Origin of the sequence: Serpentinicella alkaliphila (genome assembly GCF_018141405.1) — a bacterium.
Classification (GTDB): domain Bacteria; phylum Bacillota; class Clostridia; order Peptostreptococcales; family Natronincolaceae; genus Serpentinicella; species Serpentinicella alkaliphila.
Genome location: NZ_CP058648.1, coordinates 2,520,338 through 2,533,844, shown reverse-complemented (window position 1 = coordinate 2,533,844; position 13,507 = coordinate 2,520,338). Strand labels below are relative to the sequence as shown.

Annotated in this window: 16 protein-coding genes; 2 read left to right on the top strand and 14 right to left on the bottom strand. The window is 29.1% G+C overall.

Features of this window, described 5'->3' with window-relative positions; translation table 11 throughout:
* Window positions 1-407 precede the first annotated feature (407 nt).
* Window positions 408-1,709: a LysM peptidoglycan-binding domain-containing protein gene (locus HZR23_RS12875; RefSeq protein WP_132849782.1), complete on the bottom strand. Its 1,302-nt coding sequence runs from the start codon at window positions 1,707-1,709 to the stop codon at window positions 408-410.
* 202 nt (window positions 1,710-1,911) lie between these two features.
* Between HZR23_RS12875 and HZR23_RS12870 the strand changes: the two genes are divergently transcribed.
* Window positions 1,912-2,292, top strand: coding sequence for a flavodoxin family protein (locus tag HZR23_RS12870; RefSeq protein WP_330571507.1), 381 nt, complete (start codon window positions 1,912-1,914; stop codon window positions 2,290-2,292).
* A 12-nt stretch (window positions 2,293-2,304) separates the two neighbouring features.
* Here HZR23_RS12870 and HZR23_RS12865 read toward each other — a convergent pair whose 3' ends face one another.
* Complete coding sequence (locus tag HZR23_RS12865; protein WP_213050266.1) at window positions 2,305-2,514, bottom strand: hypothetical protein; 210 nt, start codon at window positions 2,512-2,514, stop codon at window positions 2,305-2,307.
* 4 nt (window positions 2,515-2,518) lie between these two features.
* Complete coding sequence (locus HZR23_RS12860; protein WP_213050265.1) at window positions 2,519-3,784, bottom strand: IS91 family transposase; 1,266 nt, start codon at window positions 3,782-3,784, stop codon at window positions 2,519-2,521.
* 127 nt (window positions 3,785-3,911) lie between these two features.
* On the opposite strand from HZR23_RS12860, the gene HZR23_RS12855 reads away from it, so the two are divergent.
* Window positions 3,912-4,058, top strand: coding sequence for a hypothetical protein (locus HZR23_RS12855; protein WP_330571502.1), 147 nt, complete (start codon window positions 3,912-3,914; stop codon window positions 4,056-4,058).
* Between the two features lie 113 nt (window positions 4,059-4,171).
* Here HZR23_RS12855 and HZR23_RS12850 read toward each other — a convergent pair whose 3' ends face one another.
* The 11 genes from HZR23_RS12850 to HZR23_RS12800 all read right to left on the bottom strand — a co-directional run bounded on the left by HZR23_RS12850 (window position 4,172) and on the right by HZR23_RS12800 (window position 13,432).
* Window positions 4,172-5,026, bottom strand: a complete 855-nt coding sequence (locus HZR23_RS12850) for a hypothetical protein (protein ID WP_132849671.1) — start codon at window positions 5,024-5,026, stop codon at window positions 4,172-4,174.
* Window positions 5,027-5,050: 24 nt separating this feature from the next.
* Window positions 5,051-5,890 (bottom strand): hypothetical protein, encoded by an 840-nt coding sequence (locus tag HZR23_RS12845; RefSeq protein WP_132849672.1) that lies wholly within the window; start codon window positions 5,888-5,890, stop codon window positions 5,051-5,053.
* A gap of 96 nt (window positions 5,891-5,986) precedes the next feature.
* Window positions 5,987-6,385, bottom strand: a complete 399-nt coding sequence (locus HZR23_RS12840; RefSeq protein WP_132849673.1) for a hypothetical protein — start codon at window positions 6,383-6,385, stop codon at window positions 5,987-5,989.
* A 138-nt stretch (window positions 6,386-6,523) separates the two neighbouring features.
* Complete coding sequence (locus tag HZR23_RS12835; protein WP_243098294.1) at window positions 6,524-8,662, bottom strand: sensor histidine kinase; 2,139 nt, start codon at window positions 8,660-8,662, stop codon at window positions 6,524-6,526.
* The gene (locus HZR23_RS12830; RefSeq protein WP_132849674.1) at window positions 8,640-9,326 is read right to left on the bottom strand and encodes a response regulator transcription factor; all 687 of its coding nucleotides are present in this window, start codon (window positions 9,324-9,326) and stop codon (window positions 8,640-8,642) included. Before HZR23_RS12830 ends, HZR23_RS12835 begins: the two co-directional genes overlap by 23 nt.
* A 247-nt stretch (window positions 9,327-9,573) precedes the next feature.
* Entirely contained in the window at window positions 9,574-9,810 is a 237-nt protein-coding gene (locus HZR23_RS12825; protein ID WP_132849675.1) for a hypothetical protein, read from the bottom strand.
* A 47-nt stretch (window positions 9,811-9,857) separates the two neighbouring features.
* The gene (locus HZR23_RS12820) at window positions 9,858-10,499 is read right to left on the bottom strand and encodes a hypothetical protein (RefSeq protein WP_132849676.1); all 642 of its coding nucleotides are present in this window, start codon (window positions 10,497-10,499) and stop codon (window positions 9,858-9,860) included.
* An 89-nt stretch (window positions 10,500-10,588) separates the two neighbouring features.
* Window positions 10,589-11,263: a CPBP family intramembrane glutamic endopeptidase gene (locus HZR23_RS12815; protein WP_132849677.1), complete on the bottom strand. Its 675-nt coding sequence runs from the start codon at window positions 11,261-11,263 to the stop codon at window positions 10,589-10,591.
* Window positions 11,256-12,194, bottom strand: coding sequence for a polysaccharide deacetylase family protein (locus HZR23_RS12810; protein ID WP_132849678.1), 939 nt, complete (start codon window positions 12,192-12,194; stop codon window positions 11,256-11,258). Before HZR23_RS12810 ends, HZR23_RS12815 begins: the two co-directional genes overlap by 8 nt.
* Window positions 12,195-12,210: 16 nt before the next feature.
* Window positions 12,211-12,600, bottom strand: a complete 390-nt coding sequence (locus HZR23_RS12805; RefSeq protein WP_132849679.1) for a hypothetical protein — start codon at window positions 12,598-12,600, stop codon at window positions 12,211-12,213.
* A gap of 100 nt (window positions 12,601-12,700) precedes the next feature.
* On the bottom strand, window positions 12,701-13,432 hold the full coding sequence (locus tag HZR23_RS12800) for a polysaccharide deacetylase family protein (protein WP_132849680.1): 732 nt from the start codon (window positions 13,430-13,432) through the stop codon (window positions 12,701-12,703).
* Window positions 13,433-13,507 lie beyond the last annotated feature (75 nt).

The following is a 13,507-nucleotide window of genomic DNA, read 5'->3' as shown; positions in this document are numbered from 1 at the left end:
TTATAGCATATAGCCTTTCTTCAATTTTCGGTTCCCCAAATAGATAATAAGACCTACTTTCGCTATTTAAAACAATCTTTATGTCCTCTAAAGCCTCATCTGTAAATGAAGCGTTATAGTTAAATTCACCTTCTGTAAAATCAGTTTCTTTAAGATCCCCTTTGTTAAACCCTAAATCCCATAAAGTATATTGACTATTAGAATAAATATTTACTTGTATAATATCAATTTCTTTAAGTCAGCAGCAGGGTTCATTAGGTATATCCATGTAAAGGCTGCTATAAGTAATATGCCCGATAATAAGTATAGTTTCTCCCTTTTTAAAATATAGTTTAATATATTATTCTATTAATAAATTATCTCTCCTTCATAAATATAAATAAAAACATGGCTTAACCATGTTTTATTTAATAATGCATTTTTATTGATGGAATTACTATTCTTTGCCCTACAACAATCATAGAGCTTTGACTTAAATTATTTCTATCATATATCTCTTGAAGACTAACTCCATATCTTAAACCAATATGCCACAGCGTATCACCACTAACAACAGTATGAGTTATTTCTACAGGAACTATAATCCTTTGACCAATTTGCAAAATAGATTTTTCATTTAAATTATTTCTTCTGTAAATACTTGATAAACTAGATTTATATCTATTACTTATACTCCATAGACTGTCCCCTCGTACTACACTATGACTCACTTCTATTGGAGGTGTAAGTCTATCTGGGTCAGTTATTGGAAGGATTAAAAGCTGATTTACATAAAGACTATTTGTTTTTAGATTATTAAATTTTTGAACATCCTGAACTGTCGTTCCAAATTTATTGCTTATTTCCCACAGACTATCCCCACTTACAACATTATAATAAATATAGTTAGAGGGTAATATTGTTCTAGGTGCTAATTGGTTATGGTATTCTTCAAGCTTTACGAACCGATACCCTAAATTTCTTAAACGAGGTAGTACTTCAATAAGGCCGTCAGCTATATCACTTTCAGGTCTATTCATATGATATAGGATTATAGAGCCTGGTGTTGAATTCATAGCAGAATTTATTATTTGTTGCTTATTAAATGTTGCCCCTGCATCCCCAAGTACATTATAGTTTATTATTTCATATCCTAAATCATTAGCAATTTTTACTGCAACTTCGTCGTAAAAGGTAGTTCCAGAACGAAAATATTTAGGTTTTTTGCCTATAACATTTTGGATTTTTCTTTCATTCAACAATATTTCATTAACTACTTCTGTAACATTTGTTGTTCCCTTTATGCCATAAGCTGATTTTCCATTTACAGATAGTGGTTTATGAAGAGTACCGTGATTTTCTATTTCGAAAAGAGAATTTTTTGACAACTCCTGAAATATAGTAGGGTTTTTATCAATCCAGTTACCACTTATAAAAAGAGTTGCAGGTATATTCTCTCTAATTAAAAAATCTATAAGTTTTTTATCGTACCCATCACTAAATCCACCCTGACCACAAGCGTCAAAGGTTAAAGCAATAATTTTTTCATTTGTAGCTATTCTATTTTTAACACCCGTAGCATTTTCACTCCATTCCTGTGGAATCTGATTTCTATATTTGTTCACCATTTCACTTCGCAATTGTTCTACAGTCTGTCCATAACTATTTATTGTGAAAAGGTTTATTAAACATATCAAAACTATTGGTAATATAAAATATGTTTTCCTCATGCCAGAGCCACCTTTATATTTATTCTATTTATAACTAGTATTGATTTTATGAAATCTATATATTCAAAAGGCAGACAATGGATATAAATACTAATTCTATAATATTAATCTTATACTTAATAACTTAAAGGGTTTTCATAATATTTTATAGAAAAGTATGTATGAATAGTTTTTTAACTTTAATGATATAGGAGGTTATAGGATGAAGTTTTGTATTCTTATGGGGAGCCCTCGTAAAAATGGAAATACAATTGAATTGCTAAAACCCTTTATTGAAGAACTTACAATTAACAACATACAGTATGATTTAATCTGGCTTCAGGACAAGCAAATAGAGCCTTGTACTGCCTGTCGAAACTGTCAAAAAGACTGGACAATTTTTGGATGTCAATACTCTGATGATATGCAGAAAATTTTTGATAAAGTACTGGCCAGTGATGTCATTGTTTTAGCTACACCTATCTATTCCTGGTATTGCACACCACCTATGAAATCCATGTTGGATCGCTTAGTATATGGAATGAATAAATTTTATGGTGAGAAAAAAGGACCTTCTCTTTGGAGTAATAAAAAAATCCCCTGACGGGGACTGTGTTTAAAAAGGAATACACTCATCATCTTCTTCTAGGTATGAGTGTTTTTCTTCTTTTTGTTCACCAAAATAATAAAAATCCTCATTACAATTAGGGCATACCATAATCGGCATACCTTTTCTATTTTTATTTTGTTCTTCGTCGTACTCTTCGTCACAGTAGGTATCCAAATCTGCAAACTCATCCACAATATCTGCGGGAATCCACTCCAAATACTTACACTTCAAACAATGATATTTGTACAACTTTTCTTTGTAATGGCGCTCTACTAATGGGCTCATATAATATTTCCTCCATATCCCTAGATTCTCTTATATCATATATCACCCCATAGTCTTTATGCCATATTCTCCATAAAATTTTTTCAGTGGTACATTTTACACATAAAAGTGGATTTCTTCCGAAATTCTCTATAATCCTCTCTTTCCAGGTCTTTTTCTTTTCAAAACTTTTTCTCTTATCCCTAAGCAATTTTTCTATAGACTTTTCCTTCATAAAATTATATAGATGCACTATATCCTTGGATATCTTATTTCTTCTCCTTGAATACAGTCCATATCTTCTTACTGTCTTGAATCCTTTAGGTACTATATGTTGTGTTATTTTTCCTATAAATTCTAACACATCCATAGTTATCTTTACTTTTTTTCCATCGTTATGATCTTCATACCAAAACGTAACCTTTTCTCCATCATATTCCTCTATTCTATATTCTGCTATAGCTGCTCTAGCAAGATATCTTCCTATGTACTTTACTGCTTGTCTTGTATCATTCAGTTTTCTCTTTGCATTAACATAAAACCCATTTGGATATCTTTTATACATCTCACTTATTAGCTGCCTGGTTTCATAACTATTAAAATATTTCTTAATTATTTCTAGTAGCACCTTCTGCCATGCTTTCTTCAAAAATGGATATGGTATATATTCAACACTCTTCCACCAATTATTATTTCTATCTATTGCTCCCTCTGTTACTAATGCATGTATATGTGGGTTCCATTTCAAATCTCTTCCAAAGGTGTGCACTACAAATATTATACCTACTTCATAATCACATTTCCTATTATTTTTATACCAATATGAAATTACGTTGTATACTGCATCCTGCAATTCTTTTAATAATTCTCTCCTTGCATAAAAGAAGTTTCTCAGTTCCTTAGGCATTGTAAATACACTATGTCTATGCCCTACCCTTAACATGTTCTGTTGCTGCTTTTCAGCCCATTTTAGTGTATATACTCTTCCGCATTTATTGCAAAACTTGCTTTTACATGTAAATGGTACTTTCGTTACACTAAAACAATCCTCACATATATATTCGGCATATCCATTTTTAACATCGCTACAATTTATAGCCTTATTTACTAGATCATCTATATGTTCTCTCATAACCTTAGGAACTCTAGACCAGTATGTGTTTTTAAAGTCCTCATATCTATCTACCAATATCTCTTTAACTGTTATCTTTTTTCTATTCATATCTCAATCATACCATATGTTATCCACAGATTTTTAATTTTATAATTTCCTATAGAATAAAAAATTAGCTATTATAGCTACTTGTGGCTATAGGCCAGAAAATGGTGCTGATCTATTTGAGGAAGGTATGAAAAGATACTGTAAGCATTCCCAACTAAAATATGCTGGTATGCTTGCGGAAAGGGATTTAGGTTACTCATCTAATTTTATTACGGATGATAAAATTAAAAATTCAAAGCTATTTGCAAAGCATCTCTTATCTAACAAAGGTTAATACATATATCTTAAGGAGACTTTATTCATAAAAGAGAGAGTAGAATAAATTATATTTTATAATTACATTCACTCTCTCTTTTGATTAACTTAATAAATTACTACTATATATTTTTAATTTACAGGCTTAAGTGTAAACATATAATCAGGATACAATATTCCTTCATAAATCGAACCATCAAAATATTCAACTGTAATTCTAATAATAGTATTATTTAATACCAAATCCGTCTTAAATCCTACTACCTCTTTAAATACTTCAGAAATATAAGGATCAGAATTTCTATCATTGGTAAAATCTAATGGCTTTATTTCTATAACATTTTCTAGATTATTATCTATATATATCTTAGCCTCTGCTTTTTTAATTTTATGAAAATCAAATATTGGATCATATTGTGCTAAATGATATTCAATGGACTCAGCACCTTTGGCTCCAGAAGTGGTACTTCTACTTATAACCTCTAGTGGATTTGGTATATAATAGTTTGAAGGTATAATCATTGTATCACTACTTCTATTTATATTTCCTCTTGAGACAATTAGATAGTGGTACGTTTCTTTTTTATCAAGAAATATAGGCGCCCTAAAAGTATTTCCACCTATATTAACTGCATTTACTTCAGACCATTCCTCTTCCTTTTCAGTTTTATAAACTACTTTTAGTTGTGCACCATTTTCAATTTCTCTTAAAGAAAAATCTATATCTAGATGTATTTGTCCTGGCTGCGATTTTTCATGATTCGCATTTATTATTGAAGAGGCTACCCATTTATTCTCTTCTTGCAAATTTGAGATTGCCATTGTTAAATTATTCAATCTAGACTCTAGCATATATAGATTATTACTATTTGTATTATTTACATTATGAAGCTCTTGTTTCATAGAATTTATTCTGAAAAACATAATTAGATTTAGAAATAGACTTCCAACAACAATAAAAAGTATAGCCTTATGTTTATTCTCCACTGCAATTCCCTCCTTTTGTTTCCCCTAGTAGTACTTATACATAAACTTTTCTTCTGGATATATTTCTCCCTCATGTATAGACCCATCTATATATTCGACACGAATAATTATTTTGGTATAGTTGGAATCTAGATCTGCCTCAAATCCAATAAGATCAATAGATGACTCATCATAATATGGATCATACTTCTTTAAGTTGAAAGCATTAATATCTATAACTTTATTAAATGAATCATTAATATAAACATTTGCAATAGCGCTTTTTACTTTATGAAATTCAAATACAGGATTATACTGAGTAAATGCAAACCATATACTGTTTTCTCCCCTTGGACCACGAGATAAGCCACTTTTAACAAGTACTAAAGGACTTGGGGATGTTATACTTTTTGAAATGGGATAAATATCACTCGATTTATTCACACTTCCATTTGATACAATTTGATATTGATAGCTTTTTTCATTTTCTAATTTCATCTGAGCCTTAAATGAATTACCACCTAAATTTATAGCAGATACTTCGGTCCACTTGTTATGTATATCAGCTTTATACAATACACTAACAAGAGCTGTTTTTTCAATTTCACGAAGGCTGAACTCTAAATCAACAAATATATCCTCAATAGTAGATTTTTCTGTATTTGGTATAATCATATTAGTTAAAACCCATTTATTTTCTTCCTGCATATTATAAATGCCTGTATGTAGGTCTGTAACTTCTGATAAGATTCTATTCATAAAATTTCTATTGCTATTATTTATGCTTACCATTTGGCTATTAATACTACTTAATGCAATAAAAGTTGCAATATTAACAATTAAACATACAGTAACAGCAATTATAAGGTTTCTGTTATTATTCAAATTATCCCCCCTAGTAAATTATGTACCTCATTAATTCTATCATAACCTAGGGTGCTTTATTATTACTATATGTTTGCATATATCGGAAAATAAATGTTATTTAGCTAATGGAACAAAGTAATCCATGTCATAGGTATCTACAAGAACCATATAATGTGGCTCTACTTCATATGTCCAATAACTTACTGGTCTAAGTCCATTTATTTCAAAATTCCATTCTTTTATTAGCTTCACGGTGAATTTGTTATTCTCTTGCTTTATAACTTCTGTAATAAAGTCAACTTTAACACATAACCCAGGATATAGTCCACCGGTTATGACTTCAGTACTATTTACTTCCCCTACCCTGTCTGGAAATTGCGGAAAATCTTTTAATACTAAAGCTATAGCATCAGCCTCACTAAAGACATTTCCCTTTTGTATAGCTTTTGAGCATCCTGTAAATAGGATTAATGTACTTAAAATATATATGACTATTAGAATTCTCTTACTCATATTTATTCCCCCATTAATTTATTACTCAATTAGACATTAAAAATATCACTTTTGTTCCTTAATCTTATTTCTAAAATTAAAAAAGAAGGGTAAGTCGTATAGTACCTATACCCTTCTATAAAAGAACTTAACAGCAAGCTATATTGATTTAGGAAACTTTATTGTAAGTTTAAATAAATCCCCATCTATAGCAATATTTAATTCTCCCTTTTGTAGCTGCACTAGATTTTTAGCAATTGATAACCCTAGGCCTGAGCCTTCTGTAGTTCTTGATTTATCTCCTCTTGCAAATCTTTCAGTAATCTCAATATTATCAAAATTCATTTCATATGATGATATATTTTTAAATGTTATGGCTACTTCATGGATACTCTCTTGTACATCTATATAAACTCTGGAGTATTCCATTGAATACTTAAATATGTTATTCATAATATTTTCAAAAATTCTATAGGTCCTCTTTCCATCAAGCAGGCACATAACTTTATTGTCAGGAAGGTTTGTTTTAAAAATTAATGTGCTTTCTTTAATTCTTTCTTCAAGTTCCCCGAGAGTTTGTCTAAATAAAGATATAACATCTATTTTCTCTAAATATAAATCAATATTACCGCTACTAGCTTTACTAGCCTCAAATAAATCCTCAATTAATAACTTTAATCTTTTTGACTTCTTTTCTAGTACTTGCACATATTCAGCTTGTGTCTCTACACTTAAGTTTGGCTTTTGAAGCAAGTCAACATACGTAATTATAGAAGTTAATGGAGTTTTTAAGTCATGGGACACATTAGATATAAGCTCTGCCTTCATTCTTTCGCTTTTAATTTCTTTATTTATTGCTAATTGAAACCCCTCTTTTATATTATTTAGGTTTTTAGCTATTGGACTTAGTAACCCCATTTCTTCTTCCAGTGAAATATTAAAATCTCCTACAGCCAACTGACAGCTTGCATCATGTATATCCTTTAAGCTATACATAAAGGATACGAAATATTTGAATAGGAATATGCTATAGGCGATGGCTACTAAAATCATAAACCATCCACCCAGAGCAACAAACCATAAGACTACAATATTGGTAATCAGAATTATTATAATTTTCTTATTTGGATCTTTTGATATATCTAACTCTAAAAGTCTTCTAACGGATTTTTTTATATTACTTACTTTATTACATACAAATCTAATAATTCTACCAGACAGTCTTCCAATAATACTATTTCTAACAAAACCCTCTTTAAAACCTAAATGGTAAATGTTTTTTATATATACAACATTTAAATAAACGAACATATATATTAAGAAAGTTATTGAAATACCTAAGAGATAAAAGTATCTGTTGACATCATAAACCATTTCCACAATATTTAGTAATCCATAGTAGTAGTGATTAACATTAATTAAACCAAAGACTAAAGCACCAAATCCAGCGAACAGTGCAGCCCAAAGTAAAATCTTAAATTCAAGAAATAGTTTGTTGTATAGCCTACAAATAATTGATTTTTGTTGGTGTATATATGGAATAGAAAAGGCAATTATTAATAGTAAAAGAATACTAATTCCACCGATTACTAGTATAAGAATTAAATAACTCTCTATATTTAATTCTTTAAATCCATTTGTAAATATATCACTATAACTAGCAAAATTTCTAGGAACAATATAAGTTATTTCTAAACCTGTAAATTTATTTAAGTCTTCTTGATTAGAAAAAACTAACCCACCTAAAAAAGCACTTTGATTAATATCTAATGAACCTTCTGTTTCAATAATACCATTATCTAGTACTTTAATTGTTACATAGTAAAGACTATTATCAATTTCCCGTTGAAGAATTGTATTATCAATGTTTTTTATATTACTTAGCTCTTGATTAGTACCTGTACTCGGTACATAAAACTTTATACTATCTACTTTTTCAAATCTTGATTCATACCAATCTTCCTTTAGAATTTTAGACTGATATAAATATTTAGTATGTCTACCTAAAGTGTGTACAAAGCTACTGTTATTGAAATATTTTTCTATATTTTCTTCATGAGGCAAATATGCCTCCTTCAATGGCAAATAAATACTAACTGAAATAAATGAATAAATAAATAGCAACACAATAGTTATCAATGTATATGGCATAAATCTTTTCTTATTATTATTTGAGGATCCCTCTAATGAATTATTTTCATCTTTTTCAATATATTCTATAGAGCTTTCATGTGCTATTATGCTATTTTCCTCGCTTGAATCAATTCCTACATTATTATTGTTCGAATTTATATCCAATACCCCACACCACCTTCAAATATTTTGGTTCTTTCGGATTTATTTCAATTTTTTCACGGATTCTTCTAATATGAACCGTAACCGTATCAGGATTATACGCTGGTTCCTTCCATACCTTTTCATAGATTTCTTCAATAGAAAACACTCTATTAGGATTACTCATCATCAAATAGAGTATTTTATACTCTATAGGAGTAAGCTTTATACTTTCCCCATCTACTAATACATCTTTACTATCATCCCTTAATTCAATACCACCAATTTTAATTATATTTTCCTTCATCTCTTTTGGATTTGAATAACTAGTATATCTCCTAAGATTTGAATTTACTCTAGCTAACAACTCCATTGGGTTAAAGGGCTTTGTAATATAGTCATCTGCCCCCACGTTCAGGCCCCATACTTTGTCTACGTCCTCAGACTTAGCTGACAGTATAATTATTGGAACAGTGCTTTTTTCTCTAATCTTAATAGTAGCACTTGTACCATCAAGCTTTGGCATCATTACGTCTATTAATATTAAATGTATTTCTTCCTTTTCAAAGATCCTTAAAGCCTCTTCTCCGTCATATGCTTTATATACTGAATACCCTTGGTTTTTTAAATATATTTCAATTGCATCAGTTATTTCTTTTTCGTCGTCGACAACGAGTATATTATACATTTATTAGACCTCCTACATACTTTCGAGATATCTCATATAGCTATAATAACACATACTTTTTAAATTTCTATTATCATAATTCTTACGAATTTCTTAAGATTTATTTAATAACCTTTATATATTACATATTCCTTCCGATTAAAGTCTAAAAAAGAAGGAATAAATAAATGCTAAATCAAGCATATTATTTATTCCTCTATTTATGTAAATACTATGTATAACATTAAATTTCTTTTTAGTTCTTGTTCTAGTTTGTAAAAATCTTCTGCAGAAATAATACAAATACTATTACCGATAGTCCAATATTAAAATACCCTCTTGCAGATTTTTTATTCTTTTTAAACTCTAAAAGGGCTGAGATAACTAAGGAAGAGCCTAGAAAAAACATAAGGTAAGTCATAAACTGATAGTCCTTTGTAAAAATACTATACCCTCCTAAACCAATGACAATTACAGATAATATACCTCCAATAATCTTTAACATATTTATACCCCCTTAATTTATTTAAAGTTTCATAAATAAAATACAGATCATAATTTTGACATGAAAACTATTAAAGAAACTATAAATACAGATGCTAATAACTCTGAAACTCCTCTATATTTACTTGGCTTAGTTTGGGTATTAACCCTATCCCTTATATCATCAATTAATCCATCGAAGGTATCTATTTCCCTATATTTTATAAATTTTAATTCGTACCATTCCTTGAATACGCCTCTTTGGTTAATCTTAATTTTTGGTTTCTTAAATCCCTCTAAGTCTAGTTCATATATATGTTTATCGTCATCCTGCTTAAAATTTATTTTATTTTTTTTTAAAACATCCTTTATTATAATATCTAACTCATTATCTATAATATTGTATACTTGGTATCTTCTACTTCTATAAATATGTATGATTACTGAAATCAATAAAAGGAAAATACCTAGTTTTACTAATAAAATATTTGGATTATCAGAGTCAAACCTTATAATACCTTCAAAAATGACTATGTATAGTCCACAGCTTTTTAATACTATATCAAAGAAACTGTTGTCTGAAATAAAATTTTTCTGATTGCGTTTTGTTATTCCTGTAGATAGACATTGCACTAATAGTAAAACACCTATAGCTATATTATATATTAATCTATATTCTCTCAATAAACTATTTAACTCATAGTAATCCATATTAGTTACTCCTTGTTATAAAAAATAGTGTTAACCATAATTGAATTATGTAGACAAGCTCTTCGATTAGCAATGGATTTTATAAATGTTTATATAATACCAAACATTCTAAAACCAATAATAATAATTGCAATATCAGCAAATATATGAACTAACCAGGAATTTAAGAAATTATTTGACTTTGTATTTAACCAATTAAATATTAGTCCAATAACAATTAGTCCTAGTAAAGCTAATCCAATTAACCATATATTAAACCATGTTTTAAATATTCCAACGTGATATACGGCAAAGAGTGCAGACGAGTAAATATATGCATACAATTTATTATCTAATTTATATAAATTCAAAAATATAAAACCTCTAAAGAAGAATTCCTCTAAAAACGAGTTGCCTAGAATTATATATAATCCAACTAAAAAGAAGTTGCCCGGGGTTATTTGTGATTTTGCTTGAAGTTCATTAATTATACTATTTATATCTAAAAAATCTTTGAATAAAGCATAAGATATTAGTACAATAGCAAAGGATGCTATACCAAAAACTAGTCCAAGTCTTATATTGCTTATATCAAGCCTATTTAAATTAATACTTTCCTTTATACTTTTCTTGTCAATAAATCGAATATATAAATAAGGAATTAAAGTGAATAGAAAAATTTTAACTAATGTTTTTATTAAGTAATTAACCACTAGCGCCTGCTCCACATAAAATAATACGATGCAAGCAACTAATGAACTTATATAAATAATCTTTTTATTCATCTATTACTCCTTTTAACTTTAAAAGTAGATTTTTAAATATCTTATACTTTTTTAACCTGAATTCATTGATTCTATCCTGTAATAAATCTTTAATAGTATCCCTTCGTAGCTCTTCCATTGTTCTTGGCCCTAATTGGTCATGAAAGTCTTCCAATTTAACAAATTCATACCCTTTTTCACGAAGAATTGTAATTGCCTCTTTAACACCTTCATAAACTTGACTTTCAGGTCTATTCATATGATATAGAAAAATAGATCCAGGTGTAGCCGTAATAGCGGATTTTACTATTTGTTCTTTCCTAAAGGTTGCCCCTGCATCCCCTAATACATTGTAGTTAATTACTTCTTGTCCTAGGTCATTAGCAATCATTACAGCAACGTCATCATAATATGTTGTTCCTGACCTAAAATATTTAGGTCTACGTCCAGTTAACTCTTCTATTTTTATCGTATTTAAATATATTTCTTCAACTACTTCCTCAATGCTACTTGTACCCTTTACACCATAAGCACTATTACCATTTAGAGAAAGGGGTTTATGTCTAAATCCATGGTTCTCTATAGTAAATAATGGGTTAGCAGATAGGTCCACTAAGATTTCCTTATTTATATCTATCCACCTACTACTAATAAATAAGGTGGCTGGTATTTCCTCACTTACTAAAAAATCAATTAGTTCTTTATCATAGCCATTGCTTAAGCCCCCTTGTCCACAGGCATCGAAGGTCAAAGCAATTATTTTCTTGTCAGTATCAATTCTATTTCTAACTCCTGTTACGTTTTCGCCCCATTCTTTGGGTATATTGTCTCTATATTTCTGAGCATAATCCAACTTTAACTGTTCTATTTTTTCTATTGCAAAAATAGATGATGTGTTAAGAACTAAAAGGCATATAATTAAAAAATATACAGATATTTTTTTAAATTTCAAAGTTATCCTCCTATAGCTATAAATAATAATTTTTACGAGAGTATTCCTTCCTTTTACTTAGGGAGATTATTAGTAATGTAAATGTGATTATAAATAGGATTACAAACATAATTACAAATGGAAGCTCTTCTAACTCCATATAGTATCCTGGACTTTGTATAAGAGTATATATTAGTGCTCCAGTAGATATGAGATAGCAGTTATACCCCCAACTTCTTTGCTTTAATAAACCAAAACCACTAGATATTAAAAGTATAGCTGTCACAAACTCAGCAAGCATATGCATAATAATCCTCATAGGCTCTGTTTCCAGTTCCGGAATTGCCCCTGTAACAAATAGCATGATCCACATGGATAACATAGAAATGCCAACAATTATACAATAAAAGGCTGTTACTTTTCTCATAATAATTCACATTCCTTTCGCTTCGCTCACTCCTGTATAATATATTCTAAGTACTATTTCTACATTATGGTATATTACTCCTTTAAGGATATTAAATTAACTAAAATAAATATAGCTTTTTAATTATTTTTTGTTCTAAAAGCTCAGTAACAGTTAGAAAACTATATCCCTCTTCTTTTAAAGATGAAATAATTCCTTCAACAGCATTTAATGATTGTCTTCTACTTTCATACATTACATGTAATAGTATTATTGAGCCTGGCTCTATGTTTTTAACTACATAATCAACTATTTTATCAGCATCAGTTGCAACTTCTGCATACGATTCTGGTTCTATATTCCATAAAACCGTAGATCTATTTTGCTTTGATAAAATATATGGGAGTAATATTAGCCGTCTGCCATTTGGGGGTCTAAATGAGATATCTCCCCCATACTCGATATTACGTATTAATTCATCTGTTTTCTCTAATTCATACTTAATAAATGATGGTGATTTAAAAATCATTCTCTTATGAGAATATGTGTGATTACCTATTTCATGTCCATCATTAACAATTTTCTTAGCATCAAATATATTTCTTTCTATCTCATAACCACTTAAATAAAAAGTCCCTTTAACATCATGATTTCTCATAATTTCTAATACTTCATTCGTGTTTGGTCCAGGACCATCGTCAAAAGTTAAGGCTACAACCTTTAAATCTGTATTTATATTTGTCACAAGTCCCCCAAAGAATTGAAATTTTCTTGAATGAGAAAGCTCATTGCTTATATATATTAAACTTATAATAATTACAATAACAAAAAGTGAAGTAGTACGTTTCCTCATAAATCCTCCTGTAGTGTACAAATTAGTATTAATAAACAGAAAATAAACTTCCTTTTTATTATACTATATTATTTA